Below are 24,213 nucleotides of genomic sequence, written 5' to 3' on the forward strand. Positions count from 1 at the left end.
ATGAAGGTCAGCGACGGCCCGGTCCTGAGGTGGACCCCGGATTTCCGTGCGGGTGGGCCCGGTAGTCCCGCCCGTTGCTCCGCAGCTGCTGGGCCCGCAGCCGGGCCTGCTGCTCGATCAGCAACCCGTCCACGTTCTCGGTGGGCCCGCGGCGGCCGCGCCGCACCAGTACCACCACACAGCACGTGGCGACCCCGCCCAGCACCGCCAGTAATGCGACCAACGCCCCCATGAAGTCCCGCTCCCCCTGCTCCGGCCTGCCCGATGGTGGCGATTCTTCTTGCTCCGAGCCCCTCCCCGCAAGGTCGGCGTCGGTTGACTTCATACCCCTGGGGGGTACCCTTCGAGGTGAGTGGTCGCGACCCGGCGACCTCGACGAGGGAGTGGGTCATGCAAACCGGTCTCAAGATCTCGGCCTTCGCCGTGGGGCTCGCGGCGACCTTCGGGTCGGCGTACGCGGTGGGCGGCGCCCTGGATCCCGCCGTCGCCCCGAAGGAGGCGTCCCAGCAGGACGGCCACGGCGCGAAGGAGCACCCGGCGGCCGAGGAGGGTGCGACGGAGGGCAGCGCGACGGAGAAGGGCGCGGAGAAGCGTGCGGGGGAGGCCTTGGAGCTTCCCGGCGGCCTACAGGTCTCCGACGGAGGCTTCGCCCTCGACCTCAGCACCAAGCGCGTCGAGGCGGGCAGGCCGACCGAGCTGCGCTTCGCGGTCGTGGACGAGGACACCTCGCGCAACGTGACCGCGTTCAGCCGCGAGCACGGCAAGGAACTGCACCTGATCGTGGCGTCGAGCGACCTCACCACCTACCGGCACCTGCACCCCGTGCGGGCCGCCGACGGCACCTGGTCCGCCCCCGTCGAGCTTCCCGAGGCCGGCGGCTACCGGGTCTTCGCCGACTTCACCCCGGACGTGAAGAACGCCGAGGGCGTCACCCTGGGTGCGGACCTCGCCGTATCGGGCGAAGCGCGCCCCGAGCCGCTGCCGCGCGAGCAGAGGACCGTGACCGTCGACGGGTACGAGGTGACGCTCGACGGGGCGCTGCGCCCCGGGTCGGGCAGCGAACTCAAGCTGGAGGTCGAGAAGGACGGCAGGCCGGTCACCGACCTCCAGCCCTACCTCGGCGCGTACGGCCACCTCGTCGCGCTGCGCGCCGGAGACCTGGCGTACCTGCACGTCCACCCGAACGGCGAACCGGGCGACGGGCGGACGGAGCCCGGACCGGAGGTCTCCTTCACCGCGACGGCCCCGAGCAAGGGGGCCTACCGCCTCTTCCTCGACTTCCGGCACGAGGGGAAGGTCCGTACGGCCGCCTTCACCGTGCACGCCGGGGGAGCGGCGCCCGAGAAGTCCGTGCCGGAGGGCGGGGAATCCGCCGGTCACGGGCACTGAGCGGCGCTGAGCGGGCACTAGCGGACAGTCGCGCTCTCCGGCCGGGCTTCAGTTCACGTCGAGGATCTTGCCCACCAGCCGGGTCAGGGTCCGCCGCTCGGCAGCCGTCAGCGAGCCGAAGGCCCGGTCCAGCAGCCGCGGCACCCCGCCCTCCGCCTCCGCCAGCGCCGGTCCCGCCTCCGGGGTCAGGGTCACCGCGTAGGCCCGGCGGTCCCGGGGGTGGCGCTCACGCCGTACGAGGCCGGAGTCCTCCAGCCCGTCGATGCAGCCGACCATCACGCTGCGGTCGATGCGCAGCTGCTCGCTCAACTCCTGCTGGGAACAGGGGCCCACGTCGTTCAGCATCTTCAGCACGAGGTGCTGGGCCACGGTCAGATGGTGGCCGGACAGCTCCTCGTCGATCGTGCGGGCCACCAGCGTCGTCGCCCGGCACATCGCGATGTCGGGGCGCTCCTGCGCCAACTTGGAGAAGTACCGGTCGCGTTCGCCGCCCGCCGGCTCCCGGCTCGGCGAGGTGGGGCGGGAAGGCTGCGCGGCGGTCATGACTGCTCCTCCAGCGGTCCAGGACGGCGGGCCATCCGGTGGTTTCGAGATTGTCCGGTCCCAGAATGTTTCGCTCCCCCCTCAGCCTAGCGCCGCCTCCACGCACTACCGCCGATGATTTCATGCAAGATTGTTTGTATGCAGATGATATGGCTGCTACGTTCATCGGGAATCATCGGGAATTTCGGGAATCATCGGCTAGCGGACTGGTGTCTGCCGGATCGAATGGCGGCAAACGATGTCGGAATCTCAGACGCCCGTGACGGCAGGTCCGGGGGCCGCACGGGAAAGCACCGCCGTGGAACGGCTCGCCCCCGGTGACCCGCGGCTGTCCTTCGACGGGATCGCCGGCTGGGAACGGGGCGGCGGCGACGCCGAGCTGCCGCTGCGGATGCCGGTGGACCGGCTGGCCACCGCGATGTCCGCCAACTTCTCCCGGCTGGCCCGTACCACCGCCGGGGTCCGCTTCGCGGTCCGCACGGACGCCTCCGAGCTGGAGCTGGAGGTGGAGGCCGACCCCGGCGGCTCCCCGCTGGACGTACGGGTCGACGGCATCCTGGCCCACCGCTGGACCGGCGGTCCCGGACGCCACCGCATCGCCTTCCCGCTGCCCGGCGCGGGGAGCGGCGGACCCGCCGAAGTGGAGGTCTGGCTCCCGCATCTGAGCATCACCCGGATCGCGGCGGTGACCCTGCGCGGCCACCGGCAGCTGCTCCCGGCGGAGCGCACGGGCCGCCGCCTGCTGGTCCACGGAAGCTCACTCACCCACTGCATGTACGCCGCCGGGCCCTCGGAGACCTGGCCGGCCCTGGTCGCGGCCGAGCGCGGCTGGCGGCTGCGCAACCTCGGGTTCGCGGGGGAGGCGTACCTCGATCCGGTGGTGGCCCGCACGATCCGGGACACCCCGGCGGACCTGATCGCCCTGGAACTCGGCATCAACGCCTATATCCGGGGCGCGTTCACCGCCCGGAGCTGGGGCCCGGCCGTCTGCGGGTTCCTGGACACCATCCGCGACGGCCACCCGCACACCCCGGTCGTGGTGCTCACCCCGCTCTCCTCGCCCGTGCGCGAACGGGCCGTCAACAGCGCCGGGCTGACGCTGGAGGACACCCGGTCCCTGGCCGCCGAGGCGGTGAGGGTCCTGCAACGGCTGGGCGACCGCGCCCTCCACCTGGTGGACGGGCTCGCCGTCGCACCCGTCGCGGACGCCGGAAGGCTGTACGCGGACGGCCTCCACCCCACGGCCGAGGGCGAGTACGTGCTCGCGGACCGGATCGGCGCGGAGCTCGCGAACATCCCGGCGGCCCCGGAGGCGACCCCCGCAGCCGAGCCCGGCTGAACCAGCCGCACCCGCGAGACCGTGAGGCCCGTCGGCCCGTCGGCCCGTCGGCCCGTCAGCCCGTCAGTCCGTTGGCCCTGCGGCCCCGCCGCCCCCGCTTCCGCCGACTACCAGGCGTCCCAGTGCGCGATCCGCTCCGCCGCCACCCGCGGCCCCGGCCGGAAATCCGTGCCGATGGTGTGCGCGAGCGGAATCAGCGCGGTCTGGAGCACCGTCTCGTACGGGATGCCGAGCAGCTCGGCGGCCTCCTTCTCGTAATGCAGGTGCGGGGTCGTCCAGGCGGTTCCGAGCCCCCGGGAGCGGGCGGCCAGCATGAACTGCCAGACGGCCGGGAGGATCGACCCCCAGGTGTTGGCCTGCCCGACATGCGAACCGTTCTCGTGCCGGCCCTGGACCCGGATGCACGGGACGAGCAGCACCGGCACCTCGTGCAGATGGTCGTAGAGGTACTGGGCGCTGTCCGCGATCCGCTGCCCGCGCACCGGATCGCCCCGGTCCACCCCGTCCCGCACGACCTGCTGGCGCGGCCGGGCGAGCCCCAGCCGGTACAGATCCGCCAGCGCGGCCCGCTTCCCGGGGTCGGTGACCAGGACGAAGTCCCAGCGCTGCCGGTTACGGCCGGTGGGAGCCTGCGCGGCGAGCTGGAGGCACTCCTCGATCAGCTCGCGTTCCACCGGCCGGCTCAGGTCGAGACGCTTGCGCACCGCCCGGGTGGTGGACAGCACTTCGTCGGCGGTGAGGTCGAGCGGGGGCATGGCGCTCCGTCCGTTCAAAGTGTTCGAGTCGGACTGTTCTCGGACTGTTCTCGGACTGCTCTCGGACTGTTTCTCAGGGTGGGCTCGGAGTGTTCTCGGAGTGAGCTCGGAAGTGTTCGAGCCGTTCACATAACGATCAGTGCACGGGTGGCGCGGGCCTCGCCGCACGGGCGCGGGGCCGGTCGACGGCTTCGGCCGCCGGGCCGGAGACGCGGACCGCCGGTCGGCCGACGAACCGTCAGTACCCCGAACCCGGGCTCCTCCTGCCGTGGTGATGTCGCGCCGATGGTGGGCAACGGCCTTGTCCGCAGGGCCAGTACGCGGACCGCCTGCTTGCCCGTGGAGAAGCGCCGAGCCGTGGCACAGGACCCGACGGTACGGAGTATTCATCTGCTGGTCAATCATCTATTGCAAGATTAAATGTTTCGCGATTATGTCGCTTCCTGGTTTCCCGGGTGGGGCGAGGAGGGGTGCTTGTTGGTGCGCCGACGCGGCTGGCTTAGGCTTGCCTAACCTTCATTTGCTCGGCCAACCTGAGGACCTTCCATGCTCGGCTTCACCCGCGTGCGCCGCCACACCCTCGCCGCCACGGCCACCACCGTCGCCCTCGCCGTCGCCCTGGTCGGCTGCTCCTCGGAGGACGGCGGCGACAAGAAGGACGAGGCGAGCGTCTCGATCAAGAGCGCGCTCGGCACCGCGACGATCAAGGGGAAGCCCGAGCGCATCGTCACGCTCGGCCAGGGTTCCGCCGAGACCGCGATAGCCCTCGGCCAGACCCCGGTCGGCATCGAGAGCTACCCGTGGGGCAGCGACAAGTCCGGCTACCTGCCGTGGATCAACGAGGCCGTGAAGAAGTCCGGCGACAAGCTCCCCAAGCAGTTCACGGGCGGCGAGGAGATCGACTTCGAGGCGATCACCGAGCTGGAGCCGGACGTCATCCTCGCCCCCTGGTCGGGCATCACGCAGAAGCAGTACGACGTCCTCAAGGACATCGCCCCCACGGTCGCCTACCCGGACCAGGCGTGGAGCACCGACTGGGACCAGCAGATGGACATCATCGGCAAGGCGCTCGGCCGGACGAAGGACACCGACGCCCTCAAGAAGAAGATCGAGAAGCAGCTCGCCGACGCCGCGGCCACCCGGCCGAACTACAAGGACGTCACCTTCTCCTACATCTACAACTCCGGCCCCGGCACCCTCGGCGTCTTCAAGCCCGAGGAGCAGCGCGTCAAGATGGTCTCCTCGCTCGGCCTGAAGGTCGACCCGGTCGTCAACGGCTTCAAGGAGACCCCCGGCACCGACTCGGCCCTCATCGGCCTGGAGAACGCCGAGAAGCTCAAGGACAGCGACCTGATCTTCACGTTCTACACGGACGAGAAGAACCGCAAGGAGATCGAGGGCCAGAAGCTGTACGGCGCGATCCCCGCGATCAAGAAGGGCGCCGTCGTCGCGAGCAACGACAACTCCTTCGTCACCGCCTCCTCGATCATCAACCCGCTGACCGTGCCCTGGACGATCGAGCGCTACCTGCCGATCATCGACCAGGCCGTCAAGACCGCCGGCAAGTAACCCCGGCCGGGGTATCCGAAGGACCAGGGCCACCAGGCACACTCCACTCCCATGGCAACCACCACGGTCGCACCGCCGAGCGGCGCCGGTACCTCCCGTACCGGTGCCGCTCGGCTGGCGTTCCTCCTGCTCCTCGGGCTGCTCGCGCTGGCCCTCGCGCTCTGCGCGAGCGTCATGTTCGGCAGCCGCTCCACCTCGTTCGGCGATGTGCTCGACGTCCTGCGCGGCAGCGCCGACCCGAACATCACCGTCATCATCGAGAGCCGCTACCCCCGCACCGCCCTCGGTGTTCTCGCCGGACTCTGCCTCGCGGTCGCGGGCACCCTCATGCAGGGCGTCTCGCGCAACCCGCTGGCGGAACCGGGCCTCCTCGGCATCAACGCCGGAGCCTCCGCGAGCATCGTCGCCGCGACCGCCTGGCTCGGGGCCTCCGGCGCCACCGACACCATGTGGTGGGCGCTGCCCGGAGCGCTGGTCGCCGGCGTCCTCGTCCATGTCATCGGCTCCGCCGGTACGGGGACGAGCGTGGTGCGCCTGGTGCTCGCCGGAGCCGTGCTCACCGCCGTGCTCATGGCGTTCATCCAGGCCGTGACGCTCAGCAAACCGCAGGTCTTCGACAGCTACCGCTACTGGGTCGTCGGAGCCCTCGGCGGCCGGGACTTCGACGTGTTCTGGTCCGTCCTGCCCTTCGCCGCCGTCGGCTTCCTGCTCGCCCTCGCCCTCGGCCCGGGCCTCAACGCCCTGGCCCTGGGCGACGCGACCGCCGTCGCCCTCGGCTCGCACCCCGGGCGCACCAGGGGCGGCGGACTGCTCGCCGCCACCCTGCTCAGCGCCGCCGCGACGGCCGCCGTCGGACCGATCGCCTTCGTCGGCCTCGCCGTCCCGCACGTCGTCCGGGTTCTGGTCGGCGTCGACTTCCGGGTTCAGATCCTCTTCTCCGCCCTGATGGGCCCCACCCTCCTGCTGCTCGCGGACGTGGTGGGCCGGGTCGTCATGCGCCCCACCGAACTCATGGTCGGCGTCGTCACCGCCTTCATCGGCGCACCCGCGCTGCTCATCGCCGTACGCAGGATGAGGGGCACCTCATGACCGTCACCGACCGCACCGCCCCCGCGATCAAGGCCCCCCGGGGCTATCTGGTCATCGGCCGCACCGTCGCGATACCGATGCGCCGGGCCTCCGTGTTCGCCGGTGCCGGGCTCTTCGTGCTCCTCCTCGCGGCCGCCGTCACGACGCTGACCTGGGGACGCCTCGGCATCGACCTCGCCGACCTGCCCGCCGCGCTGCTCGGCGACGCCGAGGGCAAGGACCGGTTCGTCTTCAACCGGCTGCGCGGCCCCCGCCTCACCGTCGCCATCGGGGTCGGCGCGGCGCTCGGCCTGTCCGGCGCGCTGTTCCAGTCCGTCACCCGCAACCCGCTCGGCAGCCCCGATGTCATCGGGCTCTCCGCCGGTGCCGGTGCGGGCGCCGCGTTCTGCGCGCTGATGTTCCCCGACACCGTCCCCGTACCCGTCGGCGCGCTCATCGGCGCGATCCTCGCGATGGCCCTCGTGTACGTCTCCACCGGCACCGGTTTCCGCAACCCCGCCCGGCTCGTCATCGCCGGGATCGGGGTCGCCGCGATGGGCGCGGCCGTCACCCAGTACGTCGTCTACGCCCTGGAACGCGACAAGGCCTCCGTACTCACCGCCTACGTCAACGGCAGCCTGACGGCCCGCTCCTGGACCGACGCCACCACCGTCTGGCTGGTCCTGCTCGCCGCCACCCTGCCGGCCGCGCTGATCTCCCGGCGGCTCGACATCGGCGAGATGGGCGACGACATCGCCGAGGGGCTCGGCTCCGAGCCGAAGAAGGCCAAGACCCTCGCCGTGCTCCTGGCCATCGCCCTCTCGGCCGCCGCGGTCAGCGTCTCGGGCCCCATCGCCTTCATCGCCCTGACCGCGCCCCAGATCGCCAAACGCCTCACCCGCTCCTCCGGCCCGCATCTGCTGCTCTCCGCCCTGACCGGCGGCCTGCTGCTGGTGCTCGCGGACCTCTGCTCCCAGCAGCTGGCGCTCTTCGACGACCTGCCGGTCGGGATCTACACCATGGCCATCGGCGGCGCCTACCTCGGCTATCTGCTGGTACGGGAGTGGCGCAAGGGCGTGCTCTGAAAAGCTGGGCACCTGAGCACCGGTCAGGCCCCGGCCGCCCGCAGCTCCTCGAACAGCTCGCGCAGGGTCTCCTCGCTCGGGATGTGGTCAGGCGCGTCCTGCTCCGTCAGCCGGGCCGAGGAGAACAGCGCGGCGGTCGCCTCCGCCGCCGCGAACGGCACCTCCTCGTCGGCCGGCGCGTGCCACAGCCGTACGGGCTGCGCCACCCCGGCCGGATCGAACCCCCACTGGCGGGTCTGCAACCGCACCTCCCGGGCCGGTCCCCGCCAGCCGTGCCCGGCCAGACCCGTCAGCGCGGCGAGGGTCGAGGGGGAGGACGCGAACACCTCCGCCAGGTGCTCCGCCGCCCCGGCGAACCGGGCGACCACCTCCTCCTCGGGAGCCTCGCGGTAGAACGTCCAGGCGGGCTCGGCCGCTTCCGGATAGCGGTGCCGGATCGCGTCGTCGGCGACGTACGGCAGCCCGCTGAGGACCCAGACCCGTCGCACCCGCTCCGGAAGGCCCGCCGCCAGGGCGTACGCGTACGGCGCGCCCGCCGAGATGCCCAGGACGTCGAACGCGTCCACCTCCAGCGCCGCGAGCACCGGCAGCACCAGGGGCGTCCAGTCGGCGACGGCGGACATCGGGACCGGGTCGGAGAGCCCGTGGCCCGGGCGGTCCAGTGCGATCAGCCGGACGCCCGCGTCCCGCGCCGAGACGTCCCAGAGGTCGGGCAGTCCGGCGTCGCCCAGCAGCCCGTGGTGCAGCACCACGGGCCGGCCGAGCGGATCGCCGTACTCGGCGAAGCCGCGCGAGGTGCCGTCGATGGTCAGGGCCGTGCGCTTCACGCGTTCTCCTGGTGAGTGATCCTGGTGGCGAGGCCGTCCAGGAAGATGCCGAGCTTGTCGTCGAACCAGCCGCGCCGGTGCCAGGTCTCCTCGGCGGCGAACGCCGCCTCGAAGGGGTGCGGGCCCGCCGACTCCCGCGCCCAGGCGCGCCGATACCGCTCCCGGGCGGTGAGCGAGCCGCCCGCCGCGTCCGGCACCGCACGGTCCAGGCCGCGCATCGCGACGGAGGAGGAGAACACCAGGTCCGCCACGAAGTCCACGGCCACCGCCGCGTCCCGGTTGCCGAGCCCCGCCCCGACGAGCGCCCCGCCGTACCCGCTCAGCCGGTCCACCATGGCGCGGGGCGCGACAGGCGTCGTCAGGATCACCTCGTCCAGCCCCGGGAACGCCTCACAGGCCCCCCACAGGGCGTCCGCGAACCCGCACAGCAGCTCGCGCCAGGGCAGCTCGGCCGAGGGCCACACGGTGCGCTCCGCGACCAGCTCGATCGCGGCGCGCACCAACTCCTCGCGGTTGTCGACATAGCGATAGAGCGTGGAGTGGCCGACGCCCAGCCGGGCCGCGACGCCCGGCATGCTGAACGCGGCGACCCCCTCGGCCAGCGCCGCCTCCGCGATGGCGTTCCGGGTCAGCGACGGGGGCCGGCCGGGGCGTCGGCCCGGCCCGGCGGCGGCGGTCCGTTTCATGAGGCGTCCGCCGCGATCCGCCAGCCCAGCGCCCGGTGGCGCTCGTTCCAGAAGCGGGCGTAGCGGCCGTCGCGGGCCATCAGCTCCTGATGCGTCCCCACCTCCGCGACCCGCCCCTCGTCGAGCACCACGATCTGATCGGCGCCGGTCACGGTGGACAGCCGGTGGGCGATCACCAGCAGCGTGCTCGTCTCCCGCAACGCCTCCATCGACCGCTGGACGTACGCCTCGTTCTCCGGGTCCAGCGCGGCGGTCGCCTCGTCGAGCAGCACGATCGGAGCGCCCTTCAGCAGCGCCCGCGCGATCGACACCCGCTGCCGCTCACCGCCGGAGAGCGAGGCGCCCGCCTCACCGACCCGCGTCTCCCAGCCGTCGGGCAGCCGCTCGACGATCTCGTCGACCCCGGCGAGCCGCGCCGCTTCCAGCACATCCGCCTCCGCCGCGTCCGGCCGGCCGACCCGGATGTTGCCGATGAGGGTGTCGTCGAAGAGGTACACGTCCTGGAAGACCAGCGAGAGCTGCTCCATCAGGGCGGACGTCGTCTGGTCGCGTACGTCCACCCCGCCGACCCGGACCGTCCCCGCGTCCACGTCGAAGAACCGGGCGATGAGCCGCGTCAGCGTCGTCTTCCCGGAACCGGACGCCCCCACCAGCGCGGTCACCGTACGCGGCGCGACCGTGAACGAGACGTCCTCCAGCACCACTTCACCGGCCCCCGGAGACTTCACCGACCGCCCGGGGTAGCCGAAGCGCACCCCGTCCACCTCCACCGCGCCCGGGGTCGTCACCGGCGTCGAGCGCTCCGGCTCCGGCAGCGGCGGCTCGTCCAGCACGGCCCGCACCCGGCCCATGTCGTTGCGCGCCATCCGCACCACCGCCGCGAAGTCGCCGACCTCCGCCAGCGGCCCGGCGAAGCGGGCCACCAGCGCCAGCAGCGCCACGAGTTCGACCGGATCCACCGCCCCGTCCAGCGCCAGCGACGCCCCGACCCCGATCAGCGCCGAGAAGCACAGCTGCACCGCGAACCCGCCGAGCAGCATGCCCGGCACCGACATCCACACCTGCCTGCGGGCGGCGGACCGCTGCTCCTCCAACGCGGCCTCCAGCGGCGCGTACCCGTCCGTGGTCCGGCCGAAGGCGCGCAGCACCGGCTGGTTGCGGGCGAACTCCAGGACCCGGCCGGAGGCCTCCACCCCGGCCGCGTCGTCGATCTCGTCCATCCGGCTCAGCAGCCGTACGGAGAGCCGCGCGGCGAACAGGATCAGCGGCGAGCAGACCAGCGCGGCCAGCCCGAGCCGCCAGTCGAGGAACAGCATCACGACGACCACCGTCACCGGGGTCAGCACCCCGGTCACCAGCGGTTGCAGCAGATGCGCGCAGCTCCCCGCGATCGACAGCACCGACTTGGTGCCCATCCGGGTCAGCCGGCCCACCGTCGTCCCGTCGAACCAGCCCAGCGGCAGCGCCGCCACATGGTCGCCGAGCCGGTGGTGCAGCGTGGTCAGGATGACCAGCGCCACCCGGAACCCGAGCATGGCCTGCACATAGTGCGCCCCGAGCGTGAGCAGCACCGCCACCGCCAGCCACCCGGTCCAGCGGGCCGCGCCGCCGGTGTCGCCGCCGAGCAGATCGCCGAGCACGGGCACGAGCAGGGAGACGGCGAGGCCCTGGGCGACCCCGTAACCGCACAGGGCGGCGAGATAGCGGAAGAGGACCGCGCGGTGCGCGCTGCCGAGGACGGCGGAGAGATCGCGGATCATACGACTGCCCTTTCGTGCGTGGCCCACATCCGGGCGTAGAAGCCGTCCGCCGCGAGGAGTTCCGGGTGCCGGCCGCGCTCGACGATCCGCCCTTCGCGCAGGACGGCGATCTGGTCGGCCTCGACGATCGTCGGGAGCCGGTGCGCGATGACCAGGACCGTACGGCCCCGGACCAGCAGGGCGATGGCGTCCTGGATGGCGGCCTCCGACTCGGGGTCGGCGAACGCCGTCGCCTCGTCCAGGACGAGGACCGGGGCGTCGGCCAGCAGGGCGCGCGCGATGGAGACCCGCTGCGCCTCGCCGCCGGACAGGACGGCGTCCTCGCCCACGACGGAGTCGTAACCGCGCGGCAGCGCCTCGATCCGCCGGTCGATCTGTGCGGCGCGGGCGGCCTCGCGCACCTCCTCCTCGCTCGCGCCGGGCCGGGCGAGGCGGATGTTGTCGCGGACGCTGGTGCGCAGCAGCTGGACGTCCTGGAGGACGAAGCCGATGTGCCGGTAGAGCTCCTCGGTCGCGATCTCGCGCACATCGACGCCGCCGATCGTGATCCGCCCGCCGGTGACGTCGTGGAAGCGGGGCACCAGCGAGGCCAGCGTCGACTTGCCGGACCCCGAGGGCCCCACCAGCGCGGTGACCGTCCCGGGCGCGAGGCGCAGGCTCACGCCGTCGAGGACGTCCACGGCACCGTCGTAGCTGAACGTGACCTCGTGCAGCTCGACCTCATGGCCGTCCGGGACCTTCGGGTGGACGGCCTCCGGCAGCACCGGGGTGTCCAGGACGGCGGCGATGCGCTCGGCGGCGGCGGAGGCCTCGCGCCGGGCCTGGGCGCCGAAGCCGAGGGTGACGAGCACGCTCGGGATGACCATGGCCACCATGGACGCGGTGAGGACGTCGACGGGGGAGACCCAGCCCTCGTGCACGAACCAGATGCCGCCGGCCAGATTCACCAGCAGCACCACGGGCGCCGAGACGGCCATCGACGAGAACGCCTCCAGCTTCAGCATCGGGCGCACCCAGCCGCTGTAGTGGTCGCCGAACCGGGTCGCGGCCTCCCGGTAGCCCGCGTGCGCCTCGCCCGCCCGGCCGAAGGTCTTCACCACGCCGATGCCCGTGACGAACTCGACGATGGCCTTGTTGATCGCGGCGGTCGCGGCGTTGAGCCGGTCCATCTGCGGTCCGAAGTCCCTCATCATGTACGCGTACGCACCGGCGTAGAGCGGCAGCGTGGCCAGCGCCAGCAGGGCGAGCCGCCAGTCCAGCCAGAACAGATAGCCGAGCCCCGCGACCGGCACGGTCACCGCGGCCGTGGTCTCCACCGAGCTGTGGGCGACCAGGTAGTGCAGATCGTGGACGTCGTTCTGGGCCGCCTTGCGCACGGTGGCCGAGGAGTTGGCGGTGAACCAGCCGAGCGGGGCGCGCCCCAGCCGGGCCACGATACGGCGGCGCAGCGAGGCCTGGAGCGCGACGTCCGCGAAGTGGGTGACCGCGAGGGCCACCCCGCCGAAGAGCGCCCGCACGGAGAGCCCGAACACCGCGATCAGCACGGCCCCGCGCACCTCGCCCGCATCGGTGGGGCCGGGCGCGAGAAGGACCTTGGCCAGCTCGGCGATGGCGATGTACGGAACGATCGTGGCGGCCGCGCCGATGATCTGGAGCGCCATGGCGAGGCGGGTACGGGCCCGGACCGGGGCGAGCATGGCGGCGAGAGCGGCCCGCGCGGCCCGTGCCCGGGCTTTCGCGTCGGGTTCCGGGCCATGCGGCGATCTCTGCTGCGGGCCGTCGTCCTGTTCCATCCGCACGCGCCTCCTCAGGGCAGACCTCGGAACAGCCTCATCCGGACAGGCTGTCTTGGTTAGGTGAGCCTACCCTTAGTTAATTGGCGCTGGACAGGGCTTCGCCCGTTCTGTGGAAGGGAGTTCGCCTGTGGGGCGGGGGCCGGGAGCCGCGCCGGAGCGGTGACGACTGGTCACGTACAGGTTCGTCGACCATACTGCCCGCCGTGGAGCAGAGCATAGATTCGAACAAGAAGCCCGAGTTCGCCGCAGGCACCGACCCGGCGTTCATCCCCCTGCCCGGACTGGCGGCGCCCGTCGCGACCCGGAAGCCCGAAGCGGAATCGGAGGACGGTCCGGAGGACGCTGTTCCGGAGTCGGTGTCGGAACCGGAGGCGGACCGCGACGACGAGTCCGAAGCGGTGGCTGCGGAGGCCGACAAGGAAGCGGAAGCGACGGCGGACGCCGCCGAAGCGGAGGACGGGGCCGAGGGCGACGAGGCCGAGGAGGGCCCCGTATTCGAGGTCAGCGACCGGCGCGGTTCGATCCGGGTGGCCCGGGAAGGCGTCCGTTTCCGGCTGGACGACCAGGAAGCCGAGTTCGGCTGGGACGAGATCGGCGCCGTGGAGACCACCCCGGCCCGTTTCGGCCGCAGGTTCACCGTGACCGTCCACCTCTCGACCCGCCGCTGGTTCAACGCCGAGGTCGAGGCGGCGAGCCGCAGTGAGCTCAAGGGCTGGCCGGCCGAGCTGGACAAGGTCCTGGACGCCTACTTCGAGGAGTGAGGCCTACGTCGGGTCCGGAGCGGTCGTGCGCGAGACACCCCCGCGGGGGTGTCTCGTCGACCGGGTGGCCAGGGCGGTCCGGGCAGCGCTTCCGGCCGCGCCGAGCCGAGCCCTGCCGTCAGGGGCGTTCACGCTTGCGGCCCCGGACACGCATCGCGACGTAACCGACCAGGGCGACGACGGCCAGCGCCAGCACGACCTTGGACACCACGCCGACGTACGCCCCGACCACGTCCCACTGGTCGCCGAGCCAGTACCCGGCCATCACCAGCACGGTGTTCCACGCCAGGCTCCCCGTCGCCGTCAGCGCGACGAACACCGGCAGCGGCATGCGCTCCACGCCCGCGGGCACCGAGATCAGGCTCCGGAACACCGGCACCATGCGGCCCAGCAGGACCGCCTTGGTGCCGTGCCGGGCGAACCACGCCTCCGTCCGCACCAGATCGGACGCCTTGACCAGCGGCAGCTTCGCCCACCAGGCGTGCATCCGCTCCCGGCCGAAAACGGCCCCGACCCCGTATAGGACGACCGCTCCGACGACCGAGCCGAGCGTTGTCCAGAACAGGGCCGAGGCGATGCTGAGCACGCCCTGCGAGGCGGCGAACCCGGTCAACGGCAGGATGACCTCGCTGGGCAGCGGCGGAAACACGTTCTCCAGCGCGATGGCCGCACCCGCACCGGGCCCGCCGAACGCCTCGACAAGTCCGGCGGCCCAGCCGGCGATACCCCCCTGCGGTTCCGGGCCGGCCGACAGCTCCCGGGCCGCTGACAGGGTCAGGTGCATGTGTCCATGGTCCCTCAGGCCCCGTCGAGCACCACCGAACGGCTCAGGTGGCGCGGCAGATCCGGGTCGAGCCCCTGTGCGGCCGCGCGGGCGAGGGCGAGGCGCTGTACGCGTACGAGGTCGGCCAGCGGGTCGAGGGCGTCGTCCACCCACCGGGCGCCCGTCGCGCGCACCTGCTCCGGCAGCCCCTCGGGGGCCTCGCCGAACATCCAGGTCGCGGTGCCGGCGGTGGAGATGCTGATGGGCCCGTGGCGGTACTCCATCGCGGGGTAGGACTCGGTCCAGGACAGCGACGCCTCCTTCATCTTCAGCGCCGCCTCATGGGCCAGACCGACCGTCCACCCCCGGCCGAGGAAGGAGAACTGGGTGCTCCGCAGCAGCTCTTCGGGCAGCGGCTCGGCGAGCGCGGTCTCCGCGTCCGCGACCACGTCCTCGGAGTGCAGGCCGAGGTGGGCGCGGAGCAGGGTGAGGGCGGTCGTGGCGAAACGCGTCTGCACGACGGACCGTTCGTCGGCGAAGTCCAGGACGACGAGATCGTCGGCCGCCGCCCTGACCGGAGTCTCCGGATCCGCCGTGACGGCCACCGTGCGCGAGGTGCCGCGCAACCGGTTCAGCAGCGCCAGTACCTCGGTCGTGGTCCCCGAGCGGGTCAGTGCGACGACCCGGTCGTAGCCGCGGCCGAAGGGGAACTCGGAAGCGGCGAAGGCGTCCGACTCGCCCTGGCCGGAGCCCTCGCGGAGCCCGGCGTAGGCCTGCGCCATGTAGTAGGAGGTACCGCAGCCGACGACCGCGATCCGCTCGCCCGCGACGGGCAGGGCTGCGGCCTCGGGGCCGTCGGCCAGGGCGGCGGCGCGCCGCCAGCACGCGGGCTGACTGGCTGTCTCGGTCTCGGCATACGACACGTCTGCACTCCACGGGAACGAGGTGGACCACGGGAAAGGGGCTGATCAAGCCCGCATGTAGAATTCTGCACGTTACATGCAGTTATCGAGCAAAAACAAGCAAGGTGCAGGTGGGTGAAGGGCTCCCGGGAGACCCTGTGCGACGCTTGCGGCGGTCCGGCCACCGGCGACCGCGTTCCCGCGAAACGCGGTGCTCGCGCCGGACGGTGAGGAGACGCTCTTGTCCAGGGACGCCCGGTGGGACGCGCTGCTGGAACTGGTCGGCAAGCACGGCAGGGTGGACGTCGAGGAGGCGGCGACGGCGCTCGACGTCTCGGCCGCCACCATCCGCCGCGATCTGGACCAGCTGGCCGAACAGCACCTGCTCACCCGCACCAGGGGCGGAGCGGTCGCGCACGGGGTCTCGTACGAGCTGGCGCTCCGCTACAAGACGGGCCGTCACGCCCCGGAGAAGCAGGCCATCGGCCGTGCGGTGTCCGGCCTCGTCGCCGTCGGCGAGGTGGTCGGCCTGACCGGTGGGACGACCGTGACCGAAGTGGCCAGGGCGCTGGCGGTGCGCCAGGACATCGTGGGCGAGGCGACGGTGGCGGGCGGACACCCGACGCTGACCGTGGTGACCAACGCCCTCAACATCGCGAGCGAGCTGGCGATCCGGCCGCAGATCAAGATGGTCGTGACGGGCGGGGTCGCGAGGCCCCAGTCGTACGAACTGACGGGCCCGCTCGCCGTCGGCGTGATGAACGAGATCACCCTGGACGTCGCCGTCCTCGGGGTGAACGCCATCGACATCGAACGGGGCGCGTACGTCCACCACGAGGGCGAGGCCAGCGTCAACCGGCTGCTCGCGGAACGGGCCCAGCGGGTGGTGGTCGCGGCCGACTCGTCGAAGATCGGCAAACGGGCCTTCGCCCGGGTCTGCGACCTCGGGCTGGTCGACGTCCTGGTCACCGACTCCAACATCGCGGCGGAGGCGAGGGACCGGTTCGGCGAGGCCGGGGTCCAGGTCATCGCGGTCTGAACAGACGTCCGTCGGGTACGGGAAGCGCCACGGGCGGGTACCGGAAGCGACACAGAGACCGACTTCACCGTGTCGTTGGTACGCCGAACGGGTGAGGGACGAGAGGATTGCCCGATGAACAGTGAGTGCAGCCGGCGGCAACCCGACCGGCTCGACGACGGGGTGGCCCTGTGAGCAGGTACGACAGGTATGACAGATACGACGCCACCGACGAACAGTGGGAGGGGCTCGCCCAGGTCGTACCGCTGCGCGGCCGCGACGAGTGGCCGTCCCGGATCGACCACCGCACCGTCCCGGACGAGCGCGCCGCCGAACAGCGCCGCCTCGTCGTGCTGCGGGTGCAGGTCTTCGCGGACGCACGCGAGGTCGCCGAGTATCTGGTCGCCCAGGTGCCGGTGCTGCTCGACCTGACGGCGGCGGAATCGGACGTGGCGAAGCGGATTCTCGACTTCAGCAGTGGTGTGGTCTTCGGCCTCGGCAGCGGCATGCACCGCGTCGACCGCAATGTCTTCCTGCTCGCGCCGGTCGGCATGGAGGTCGAGGGAGTCACGCCCGCGGGTCTCGCCCAGTCGTAGGAAGCGGCAGTCGGGGCGGCAGCCGGCTCGGACCGCCGCCCCCGGCCGCGCACGTGCCGCCGCTTCCGTGGGCGGGCGAGGGGGCGCTGTCGGTGGCCGGTGATAAACCTGGGGCTGTGACGGACATCGATGTGGCAGAACTCCAGCGGCGGCTGGCCGCGTTCGCGGCGGCGCGGGACTGGGGGCGGTACCACACCCCGAAGAACCTGGCGGCCGCGCTCAGCGTCGAGGCCTCCGAACTCCTGGAGATCTTCCAGTGGCTGACGCCCGAACAGTCGACGCGGATCATGGAGAGCCCCGAAGCGGCCCACCGGGTCGCCGACGAGGTGGCGGACGTGCTCGCCTATCTCCTGCAGTTCTGCGAGGTGTTGGGCATCGACCCGACGGCGGCGCTGGCGGCCAAGTTGGAGCGGAATGAGAAGCGTTTCCCCGTGCCGGGTGCTTCGGAACCCCACGATCGTCACTCTTCGGAGTGATCGAGATATCCACAGTCGACTTCGTGTCCACAGATTTCCGATTTCCTCTGGCCTTACGGTGCTGTCTACCTCACTGTGGGTAATGAATGAGGTGAGCGGGTTTTCGTACGGACGGGGGAGACACATGGAAGCGGAGCGACTCATCGAGGCGGGGCGGCGGGCTCTGGCGGGCAGCCGGGGCGCGCTGGAGGTCATGGCGGAGGCCTGGCAGGCACAGGCGCTCGCCCGGGCGGTCGGCAGCCGGCTGGCGCTGTACGGCCCGATGGAATTACGGAGCGAGGCGCGGGCGCTGGGGGAGATCGGCGCCGGATGCTCGGCCCTGGACCACCCCGCGGTGCTCTCCGGCGGCGCCAGGGCGGCCCAGCTGTCCGGGATCGCCGATGTGCGGCCGGTCCTGGCCGGGCTGGCGCTGCTGCTCGGCGAGGCCGGGATCGCGCTGGTCGGGGTGGCCTGCGACACGGGGGAGGACGGTCTGTACTGGCAGTGCATCGAGGCCATGGACGCGGCCGACGAATCACTGGACCGCGTGCACGGGATGCTGAGACGGCTGGCGGAGCGGGAGAGGGAGCGGGACGGCCCCTACGGCGGCATACGCGGCCCCGCACCATCGGCGGCGGGGCCTTAGGAACACGTCCTGAGGGGCACGTCCTGAGGACCACGGGGAGAGGTGGAGATATCGGGGGGCCCGGCCGGGCCGGTCAGGAGGACCGGGGGCCGGAGGGGCAGGATGGAGGCATGGATCTCCGCATCTTCACCGAGCCCCAGCAGGGGGCCGACTACGACACCTTGCTCACCGTCGCCAAAGCCGCCGAGGACCTGGGCTTTGACGCCTTCTACCGCTCCGACCACTATCTCCGCATGGGCTCCGGCGACGGTCTGCCCGGACCGACGGACGCCTGGATCACCCTGGCCGGACTGGCGCGCGAGACCCGGCGGATCCGGCTCGGCACGCTGATGACCGCCGGCACGTTCCGGCTTCCCGGGGTGCTGGCCATCCAGGTGGCCCAGGTCGACCAGATGTCCGGCGGCCGGATCGAACTGGGCCTGGGGGCGGGCTGGTTCGAGGAGGAGCACAAGGCCTACGGCATTCCGTTCCCGAAGGAGAAGTTCGGCCGCCTGGAGGAGCAGCTCGCGATCGTCACCGGCCTGTGGGCCACGGAGGTCGGCAAGACCTTCAGCTATGACGGGACCTACTACCAGCTCACCGACTCGCCCGCGCTGCCCAAGCCCGCCCAGGCCAAGGTGCCCGTCCTGATCGGCGGCCACGGTGCGACGCGCACCCCGCGGCTCGCCGCGCAGTACGCCGACGAGTTCAACATCCCGTTCGCCTCGCTGGAGGACAGCGAGAAGCAGTTCGGCCGGGTCCGGGCCGCCGCGCAGGCACACGGGCGCTCGCCGGACGACCTCGTGTACTCCAACGCGCTGATCGTCTGCACGGGCAAGGACGACGCCGAGGTCGCCCGCCGCGCGGCGGCCATCGGCCGGGACGTGGAGGAGCTCAAGGCGAACGGGCTGGCGGGATCGCCCGCCGAGGTGGTCGACAAGATCGGCCGCTACGGGGCGATCGGCTCGTCGCGGATCTATCTCCAGGTCCTCGACCTCGACGACCTGGACCATCTGGAACTGATCTCCTCGCAGATCCAGTCCCAGCTGACCTGACCTGACCTGACCTGACCTGACCTGACCTGACCTGACCTGACCTGACCTGACTCGGACGAAGGAGGAGATGGCCGTGAGCACCGGCAGCACACTCGCCGACGCACTGGACGCCGGGCCCGTCCTGCTGGACGGCGGGCTCTCCAACCAACTGGAGGCGCAGGGCTGCGACCTGTCCGACGCGCTCTGGTCGGCCCGGCTGCTGGCCGACGCGCCGGAACAGATCGAGGCCGCTCACCTCGCCTACCTCCGGGCCGGGGCGCAGGTGCTCATCACGGCCAGCTATCAGGCCACCTACGAAGGGTTCGGGCGGTACGGGATCGACCGGGCAGGGGCCGACGCCCTGCTCGCCCGCAGCGTGGAGCTGGCCCGGGGCGCCGCCGACGCGGCGCGCCGGGCCGAACCGGGGCGGCGGACCTGGGTCGCCGCGTCCGTCGGGCCGTACGGGGCGATGCTCGCGGACGGCAGCGAGTACCGGGGGCGCTACGGGCTGAGCGTCCGGGAGCTGGAGCGCTTCCACCGCCCCCGGGTGGCGGCGCTGGCCGCCGCCGGGCCCGACGCCCTGGCGCTGGAGACGGTGCCGGACCTGGACGAGGCGGAGGCGCTGGTCCGGGTGGCCGAGGAGACCGGGCTGCCGTACTGGCTCTCGTACAGCGTGGCGGGCGGGCGGACCCGGGCCGGCCAGCCGTTGGAGGAGGCGTTCGCGGTGGCGGCGGGGCGGGCCGCCGTCCTCGCGGTCGGGGTCAACTGCTGCGAGCCGGAGGAGACCCAGGAGGCCGTGGAACAGGCGGTGACGGTCACGGGCAGGCCCGCCGTGGTCTATCCGAACAGCGGGGAGGGCTGGGACGCCGGAGCACGTGGCTGGACCGGGCGCTCCACCTTCGACCCGGACCGGTTGCGGGCCTGGACCGGGGCCGGGGCCCGGCTCGTCGGGGGCTGCTGCCGGGTGGGGCCGGACCTGATCACGGAGCTGGCCGGACGGCTGGAGCGCTAGAGGGCGTTCCGGAGGCGACTGGGCGCGGCGAAAATGCCTGGTGGGGGCAGGGGGTGAGGATCATACTCGGACAGGTGTTCCTGACAATCGGTACGACCGGCACCCCTGAACGCCCCGCCACGGACCTGGGCTTCCTGCTGCACAAGCATCCCGACAAGGCGCAGGCGTTCTCCACCTCGCACGGCACGGCGCACGTCTTCTACCCCGAGGCGTCCGCCGAGCGCTGCACGGCCGCACTCCTGCTGGAGGTGGATCCGGTGGCGCTGGTGCGGCGCGGCAAGGGCAAGGGCCGCGGAGGCGCGCCCGACGCGGCGCTCGCGCAGTATGTCAACGACCGCCCCTACGCGGCGTCCTCGCTGCTGTCGGTCGCCATCTCCGCCGTGTTCAAGTCCGCGCTCGGCGGTGTCTGCCGGGCCATGCCGGAGCGGGCCGAAAGCCCGTTGCCGCTGCGGATCGAGCTGCCCGCCCTGCCGGCCCGGGGCGGCGCCGAGCTGGTGCACAAGCTGTTCGCGCCGCTCGGCTGGTCGCGGGTCGAGGCCATGGCCGTACCGCTGGACGAGCAGTTCCCCGCGTGGGGCGACTCGCGCTATGTACGCCTGGTGCTGGAGGGCGAGTTGCGGCTCGCCGACGCCCTGCGGCAGCTCTACGTCCTGCTCCCGGTGCTCGACGACGCCAAGCACTACTGGGTCGCGCCCGACGAGGTGGACAAGCTGCTGCGGGCCGGGGAGGGCTGGCTGGCCGACCACCCCGAGCGGCCGCTGATCACCCGGCGCTATCTGGCCCGTCGCTGGGGGCTCACCCGCCAGGCCGAGCAGGCCCTGGAGCTGGTCCGGCTCGCCGAGTCGGACGACCTCGACGTGGGGTCCGTCGACAACGCGGTGGACGAGAGCGTCGACACGGACGAGAAGCCCGTCCCGCTCGCCGAGCAGCGGCGCACCGCGATCCTCGACGCGCTGCGCGCCGCCGGGGCGAGCCGGGTGCTCGATCTCGGCTGCGGCCAGGGCCAGTTGGTGCAGGCGCTCCTCAAGGACGCGCGGTTCACCGAGATCGTGGGCGTCGACGTCTCGATGCGCGCCCTCACCATCGCCTCGCGCAGGCTGAAGCTGGACCGGATGGGAGAGCGCCAGGCGGACCGGGTCACCCTGCGGCAGGGTTCGCTGACCTACACGGACAAGCGGCTGGCGGGGTACGACGCCGCCGTGCTCAGCGAGGTCGTCGAGCACCTGGACCTGCCCCGGCTGCCCGCCCTGGAGTACGCGGTGTTCGGCGCGGCACGACCGGGGACCGTGCTCGTGACCACGCCGAACGTCGAGTACAACGTCCGCTGGGAGACCCTCCCGGCCGGACACGTCCGGCACGGGGACCACCGTTTCGAATGGACCCGGGCCGAATTCCGCGACTGGGCCGGGCAGGTCGCCGAACGGCACGGATACACCGTCCGGTATGTGCCGGTCGGGCCGGACGACCCCGAGGTGGGGCCGCCGACCCAGATGGCCGTGTTCACCCGCACCACCGAGCAGACCACCCGCACCACCGAGCAGACCGAGAAGAAGAAGGAGGCGGAAGCCGCATGAACAGCGACCACAGCACCACCGGCGCGGAGACCGCCGCCGGGACCACCGACCGGACCACCGCCGCCGCGAGCCCCGCGCGCACCCTGCCGGTGACCGACCTCTCCCTGGTCGTCCTCATCGGCGCCAGCGGATCGGGCAAGTCCACCTTCGCCCGCAAGCACTTCAAGCCGACCGAGGTCATCTCCTCGGACTTCTGCCGGGGCCTGGTCGCCGACGACGAGAACGACCAGAGCGCCAGCCGCGACGCCTTCGACGTGCTGCACTACATCGCCGGCAAGCGCCTGGAGGCCGGGCGGCTCACCGTGATCGACGCCACCAGCGTCCAGTCCGAGAGCCGCAAGCAGCTAGTCCAGCTGGCCCGGAAGTACGACGTCCTGCCCATCGCCATCGTCCTCGACCTTCCCGAGGAGGTCTGCGCCGCGCGCAACGCGGCCCGCCCCGACCGGGCCGGCATGCCGCGCCATGTCATCCAGCGGCACCGCCGCGAGCTGCGGCGTTCCCTGCGCGGCCTGGAGCGCGAGGGCTTCCGCAAGGTGCACGTCCTGCGCACCGAGGAGGAGGCTTCGAGCGCCGAAGTGGTCCTGGAGCGCCGCTTCAACGACCTGCGCCACCTCACCGGCCCGTTCGACATCATCGGGGACATCCATGGCTGCCGCTCCGAGCTGGACACCCTGCTCGGCAAGCTCGGCTATGTGGACGGCGCCCACCCCGAAGGGCGTACCGCCGTCTTCGTCGGCGACCTCGTCGACCGGGGCCCCGACAGCCCCGGCGTGCTGCGCCGCGTCATGTCCATGGTGTCGGCGGGCAACGCCCTCTGCGTCCCCGGCAACCACGAGAACAAGCTCGGCCGCTATCTCGCGGGCCGCAAGGTCCAGCTCACCCATGGGTTGGCCGAGACCGTCGAGCAGCTGGAGCGCGAGGACATCGAACACCCCGAGTTCCGGGGGCAGGTGCGGGAGTTCATCGACTCGCTGGTCAGCCACTACGTCCTGGACGACGGCAAGCTGGTGGTCTGTCACGCCGGGCTGCCCGAGAAGTATCACGGCCGCACCTCCGGCCGGGTCCGCTCGCACGCGCTGTACGGGGACACGACGGGGGAGACCGACGAGTTCGGCCTGCCCGTGCGCTACCCGTGGGCCGAGGAGTACCGGGGCCGCGCCACCGTGGTCTACGGCCACACCCCGGTGCCCACCACCTCCTGGATCAACAACACCATCTGCCTGGACACCGGGGCCGTCTTCGGCGGGAAGATGACCGCGCTGCGCTGGCCGGAGCGCGAACTCGTCGACGTACCCGCCGAGAAGGTCTGGTACGAGCCCGTCAAGCCGCTGACCACCGAGGCGCCCGGGGGCCGGGAGGGCCGGCCGCTGGACCTCGCCGACGTCCAGGGCCGCCGGGTGGTGGAGACCCGGCACCTGGGCCGCGTCGCCGTGCGCGAGGAGAACGCCGCCGCCGCGCTCGAAGTGATGAGCCGGTTCGCCGTCGACCCGCAGCTCCTTCCCTACCTCCCGCCCACCATGGCCCCCACCGCCACCTCCCGCGAGGACGGCTTCCTGGAGCATCCGGCCGAGGCCTTCGCGCAGTACGCCGCCGACGGTGTGGAGCGGGTCGTGTGCGAGGAGAAGCACATGGGCTCCCGGGCCGTCGCCCTGGTCTGCAAGGACGCCGGGGCCGCGACCGCGCGCTTCGGCACGACGGGCCCCACCGGCGCGCTGTACACCCGCACCGGACGCCCCTTCCTGGACGACCCGGCCATGACCGAAGCGGTCCTGGACCGGCTCCGTACCGCCGTCACCGCCGCCGGGCTCTGGGCGGAGTGGGACACCGACTGGGTGCTCCTGGACGCCGAACTGATGCCGTGGTCGCTCAAGGCGGGCGGGCTGCTGCGCTCGCAGTACGCCGCCGTCGGCGCCGCGTCCGGCGCGGTCTTCCCGCCGGCCGTCGCCGCCCTGGAGCAGGCGGTCGCCCGGGGCATCGAGGTGGCGGACCTCGGCGGGCGCCAGCAGGACCGCGCGCGGGACGCGGCCGCGTTCACCGAGGCGTACCGGCGCTACTGCTGGCCCACCGAGGGGCTGGACGGGGTGCGCCTGGCCCCGTTCCAGATCCTCGCCGTCCAGGGCCGCTCGCTGGCCGGCGTCCCGCACGACGAGCAGCTGGCCTGGCTGGACCGGCTCGTGGAGCACGACCCGACCGGGCTGCTCCAGGTCACCCGCCGGCTCGTCGTCGACACCGGCGACGCGGCCTCGGTGCGCTCCGGTGTCGACTGGTGGCTGGAGATGACCGGGCGCGGCGGCGAGGGCATGGTCGTCAAACCGCTCGGCGCCCTCGTCCGGGACGCCGAGGGCCGGCTCGTCCAGCCCGGCATCAAGGTGCGCGGCCGGGAGTATCTCCGCATCATCTACGGCCCCGAGTACACCCGCCCGGAGAATCTGGAGCGGCTGCGCTCCCGGTTCCTCGGCCACAAGCGCTCGCTGGCGCTCCGGGAGTACGCACTCGGCCTGGAAGCTCTGGACCGGCTGGCGGAGGGCGAACCGCTGTGGCGGGTCCACGAGGCGGTGTTCGCCGTCCTGGCCCTGGAGTCGGAGCCGGTGGACCCCCGGCTCTGAACGAACCGATGGGCGGTTCGCCGGGTGAACGGCGCTCCGCGCGGTGAGGA

The 24,213-nt window shown here is 72.3% G+C and carries 23 protein-coding genes; 14 read left to right on the forward strand and 9 right to left on the reverse strand.

Annotation, left to right across the window (positions count from 1 at the left end; translation table 11 throughout):
* Positions 1–7: 7 nt before the first annotated feature.
* Positions 8–232, reverse strand: coding sequence for a hypothetical protein (locus tag G3I54_RS15585; RefSeq protein ID WP_164615126.1), 225 nt, complete (start codon positions 230–232; stop codon positions 8–10).
* Between the two features lie 158 nt (positions 233–390).
* Here G3I54_RS15585 and G3I54_RS15590 point away from each other — a divergent pair, with 158 nt between their 5' ends.
* Positions 391–1,389 (forward strand): hypothetical protein, encoded by a 999-nt coding sequence (locus tag G3I54_RS15590; RefSeq protein WP_164615128.1) that lies wholly within the window; start codon positions 391–393, stop codon positions 1,387–1,389.
* Between the two features lie 48 nt (positions 1,390–1,437).
* Here G3I54_RS15590 and G3I54_RS15595 read toward each other — a convergent pair whose 3' ends face one another.
* Positions 1,438–1,932 (reverse strand): MarR family transcriptional regulator, encoded by a 495-nt coding sequence (locus tag G3I54_RS15595; protein WP_164615130.1) that lies wholly within the window; start codon positions 1,930–1,932, stop codon positions 1,438–1,440.
* A gap of 238 nt (positions 1,933–2,170) precedes the next feature.
* On the opposite strand from G3I54_RS15595, the gene G3I54_RS15600 reads away from it, so the two are divergent.
* Positions 2,171–3,271, forward strand: coding sequence for a GDSL-type esterase/lipase family protein (locus G3I54_RS15600; RefSeq protein ID WP_164615132.1), 1,101 nt, complete (start codon positions 2,171–2,173; stop codon positions 3,269–3,271).
* A 107-nt stretch (positions 3,272–3,378) separates the two neighbouring features.
* Here G3I54_RS15600 and G3I54_RS15605 read toward each other — a convergent pair whose 3' ends face one another.
* Positions 3,379–4,026 carry a nitroreductase family protein gene (locus G3I54_RS15605; protein WP_164615134.1) on the reverse strand — a complete coding sequence of 216 codons (648 nt, stop codon included), beginning with the start codon at positions 4,024–4,026 and terminating at the stop codon, positions 3,379–3,381.
* Positions 4,027–4,572: 546 nt separating this feature from the next.
* Between G3I54_RS15605 and G3I54_RS15610 the strand changes: the two genes are divergently transcribed.
* From G3I54_RS15610 to G3I54_RS15620, 3 genes are read left to right on the forward strand one after another with little or no spacing between them, the layout of a single operon-like run.
* Entirely contained in the window at positions 4,573–5,595 is a 1,023-nt protein-coding gene (locus tag G3I54_RS15610; protein WP_164615136.1) for an iron-siderophore ABC transporter substrate-binding protein, read from the forward strand.
* A gap of 51 nt (positions 5,596–5,646) precedes the next feature.
* Positions 5,647–6,684 (forward strand): iron chelate uptake ABC transporter family permease subunit, encoded by a 1,038-nt coding sequence (locus G3I54_RS15615; protein ID WP_164615138.1) that lies wholly within the window; start codon positions 5,647–5,649, stop codon positions 6,682–6,684.
* Positions 6,681–7,748: an iron chelate uptake ABC transporter family permease subunit gene (locus G3I54_RS15620; RefSeq protein WP_164615140.1), complete on the forward strand. Its 1,068-nt coding sequence runs from the start codon at positions 6,681–6,683 to the stop codon at positions 7,746–7,748. The genes G3I54_RS15615 and G3I54_RS15620 overlap by 4 nt, the downstream gene beginning before the upstream one ends.
* 23 nt (positions 7,749–7,771) lie before the next feature.
* Here G3I54_RS15620 and G3I54_RS15625 read toward each other — a convergent pair whose 3' ends face one another.
* The 4 genes from G3I54_RS15625 to G3I54_RS15640 are packed head-to-tail and all read right to left on the reverse strand — an operon-like array spanning position 7,772 to position 12,814.
* Positions 7,772–8,575, reverse strand: coding sequence for an alpha/beta hydrolase (locus G3I54_RS15625; RefSeq protein ID WP_164615142.1), 804 nt, complete (start codon positions 8,573–8,575; stop codon positions 7,772–7,774).
* A complete protein-coding gene (locus G3I54_RS15630; protein ID WP_164615144.1) occupies positions 8,572–9,261 on the reverse strand; it encodes a helix-turn-helix domain-containing protein in 690 nt (229 codons plus the stop codon). The genes G3I54_RS15625 and G3I54_RS15630 overlap by 4 nt, the downstream gene beginning before the upstream one ends.
* Positions 9,258–11,021 (reverse strand): ABC transporter ATP-binding protein, encoded by a 1,764-nt coding sequence (locus tag G3I54_RS15635; RefSeq protein ID WP_164615146.1) that lies wholly within the window; start codon positions 11,019–11,021, stop codon positions 9,258–9,260. The genes G3I54_RS15630 and G3I54_RS15635 overlap by 4 nt, the downstream gene beginning before the upstream one ends.
* Positions 11,018–12,814 carry an ABC transporter ATP-binding protein gene (locus G3I54_RS15640; protein ID WP_164615148.1) on the reverse strand — a complete coding sequence of 599 codons (1,797 nt, stop codon included), beginning with the start codon at positions 12,812–12,814 and terminating at the stop codon, positions 11,018–11,020. The genes G3I54_RS15635 and G3I54_RS15640 overlap by 4 nt, the downstream gene beginning before the upstream one ends.
* Positions 12,815–13,020: 206 nt before the next feature.
* Here G3I54_RS15640 and G3I54_RS15645 point away from each other — a divergent pair, with 206 nt between their 5' ends.
* Entirely contained in the window at positions 13,021–13,578 is a 558-nt protein-coding gene (locus G3I54_RS15645) for a hypothetical protein (RefSeq protein WP_164615150.1), read from the forward strand.
* Between the two features lie 118 nt (positions 13,579–13,696).
* Here the strand turns inward: G3I54_RS15645 and G3I54_RS15650 are convergent, their stop codons facing one another.
* A complete protein-coding gene (locus tag G3I54_RS15650) occupies positions 13,697–14,362 on the reverse strand; it encodes a DedA family protein (protein WP_164615152.1) in 666 nt (221 codons plus the stop codon).
* Between the two features lie 14 nt (positions 14,363–14,376).
* A complete protein-coding gene (locus G3I54_RS15655; RefSeq protein WP_164615154.1) occupies positions 14,377–15,264 on the reverse strand; it encodes a sugar isomerase in 888 nt (295 codons plus the stop codon).
* Between the two features lie 220 nt (positions 15,265–15,484).
* Here G3I54_RS15655 and G3I54_RS15660 point away from each other — a divergent pair, with 220 nt between their 5' ends.
* From G3I54_RS15660 to G3I54_RS15695, 8 genes are all read left to right on the forward strand, one after another.
* Positions 15,485–16,282 carry a DeoR/GlpR family DNA-binding transcription regulator gene (locus G3I54_RS15660; RefSeq protein ID WP_164615156.1) on the forward strand — a complete coding sequence of 266 codons (798 nt, stop codon included), beginning with the start codon at positions 15,485–15,487 and terminating at the stop codon, positions 16,280–16,282.
* 170 nt (positions 16,283–16,452) lie between these two features.
* The gene (locus G3I54_RS15665; protein WP_073220783.1) at positions 16,453–16,857 is read left to right on the forward strand and encodes a cell division protein SepF; all 405 of its coding nucleotides are present in this window, start codon (positions 16,453–16,455) and stop codon (positions 16,855–16,857) included.
* Between the two features lie 116 nt (positions 16,858–16,973).
* Positions 16,974–17,333: a nucleotide pyrophosphohydrolase gene (locus G3I54_RS15670; protein WP_164615159.1), complete on the forward strand. Its 360-nt coding sequence runs from the start codon at positions 16,974–16,976 to the stop codon at positions 17,331–17,333.
* Positions 17,334–17,457: 124 nt separating this feature from the next.
* Positions 17,458–17,958 carry a DUF6099 family protein gene (locus tag G3I54_RS15675; RefSeq protein WP_164615161.1) on the forward strand — a complete coding sequence of 167 codons (501 nt, stop codon included), beginning with the start codon at positions 17,458–17,460 and terminating at the stop codon, positions 17,956–17,958.
* Between the two features lie 110 nt (positions 17,959–18,068).
* On the forward strand, positions 18,069–18,992 hold the full coding sequence (locus G3I54_RS15680) for an LLM class F420-dependent oxidoreductase (protein ID WP_030079886.1): 924 nt from the start codon (positions 18,069–18,071) through the stop codon (positions 18,990–18,992).
* A gap of 67 nt (positions 18,993–19,059) precedes the next feature.
* Positions 19,060–19,983: a homocysteine S-methyltransferase gene (gene mmuM, locus G3I54_RS15685; protein ID WP_164615164.1), complete on the forward strand. Its 924-nt coding sequence runs from the start codon at positions 19,060–19,062 to the stop codon at positions 19,981–19,983.
* A gap of 74 nt (positions 19,984–20,057) precedes the next feature.
* Entirely contained in the window at positions 20,058–21,557 is a 1,500-nt protein-coding gene (locus tag G3I54_RS15690; protein WP_164615166.1) for a 3' terminal RNA ribose 2'-O-methyltransferase Hen1, read from the forward strand.
* Positions 21,554–24,163, forward strand: a complete 2,610-nt coding sequence (locus G3I54_RS15695; protein WP_203686346.1) for a polynucleotide kinase-phosphatase — start codon at positions 21,554–21,556, stop codon at positions 24,161–24,163. Before G3I54_RS15690 ends, G3I54_RS15695 begins: the two co-directional genes overlap by 4 nt.
* The last annotated feature ends 50 nt before the right edge of the window (positions 24,164–24,213 follow it).

The sequence above is a fragment of the Streptomyces sp. SID14515 genome (genome assembly GCF_010548505.1).
Taxonomy (GTDB): Bacteria; Actinomycetota; Actinomycetes; order Streptomycetales; family Streptomycetaceae; genus Streptomyces; species Streptomyces caviscabies.

Excerpts from the sequence above, each read along its gene's own strand:
- G3I54_RS15585 (WP_164615126.1), bottom strand. The coding sequence starts at position 232 with ATGGGGGCGTTGGTCGCATTACTGGCGGTGCTGGGCGGGGTCGCCACG.
- G3I54_RS15590 (WP_164615128.1), top strand. The coding sequence starts at position 391 with ATGCAAACCGGTCTCAAGATCTCGGCCTTCGCCGTGGGGCTCGCGGCG.
- G3I54_RS15595 (WP_164615130.1), bottom strand. The coding sequence starts at position 1,932 with ATGACCGCCGCGCAGCCTTCCCGCCCCACCTCGCCGAGCCGGGAGCCG.
- G3I54_RS15600 (WP_164615132.1), top strand. The coding sequence starts at position 2,171 with ATGTCGGAATCTCAGACGCCCGTGACGGCAGGTCCGGGGGCCGCACGG.
- G3I54_RS15605 (WP_164615134.1), bottom strand. The coding sequence starts at position 4,026 with ATGCCCCCGCTCGACCTCACCGCCGACGAAGTGCTGTCCACCACCCGG.
- G3I54_RS15610 (WP_164615136.1), top strand. The coding sequence starts at position 4,573 with ATGCTCGGCTTCACCCGCGTGCGCCGCCACACCCTCGCCGCCACGGCC.
- G3I54_RS15615 (WP_164615138.1), top strand. The coding sequence starts at position 5,647 with ATGGCAACCACCACGGTCGCACCGCCGAGCGGCGCCGGTACCTCCCGT.
- G3I54_RS15620 (WP_164615140.1), top strand. The coding sequence starts at position 6,681 with ATGACCGTCACCGACCGCACCGCCCCCGCGATCAAGGCCCCCCGGGGC.
- G3I54_RS15630 (WP_164615144.1), bottom strand. The coding sequence starts at position 9,261 with ATGAAACGGACCGCCGCCGCCGGGCCGGGCCGACGCCCCGGCCGGCCC.
- G3I54_RS15635 (WP_164615146.1), bottom strand. The coding sequence starts at position 11,021 with ATGATCCGCGATCTCTCCGCCGTCCTCGGCAGCGCGCACCGCGCGGTC.
- G3I54_RS15640 (WP_164615148.1), bottom strand. The coding sequence starts at position 12,814 with ATGGAACAGGACGACGGCCCGCAGCAGAGATCGCCGCATGGCCCGGAA.
- G3I54_RS15650 (WP_164615152.1), bottom strand. The coding sequence starts at position 14,362 with ATGCACCTGACCCTGTCAGCGGCCCGGGAGCTGTCGGCCGGCCCGGAA.
- G3I54_RS15675 (WP_164615161.1), top strand. The coding sequence starts at position 17,458 with ATGGAAGCGGAGCGACTCATCGAGGCGGGGCGGCGGGCTCTGGCGGGC.
- G3I54_RS15680 (WP_030079886.1), top strand. The coding sequence starts at position 18,069 with ATGGATCTCCGCATCTTCACCGAGCCCCAGCAGGGGGCCGACTACGAC.
- mmuM (WP_164615164.1), top strand. The coding sequence starts at position 19,060 with ATGGCCGTGAGCACCGGCAGCACACTCGCCGACGCACTGGACGCCGGG.
- G3I54_RS15695 (WP_203686346.1), top strand. The coding sequence starts at position 21,554 with ATGAACAGCGACCACAGCACCACCGGCGCGGAGACCGCCGCCGGGACC.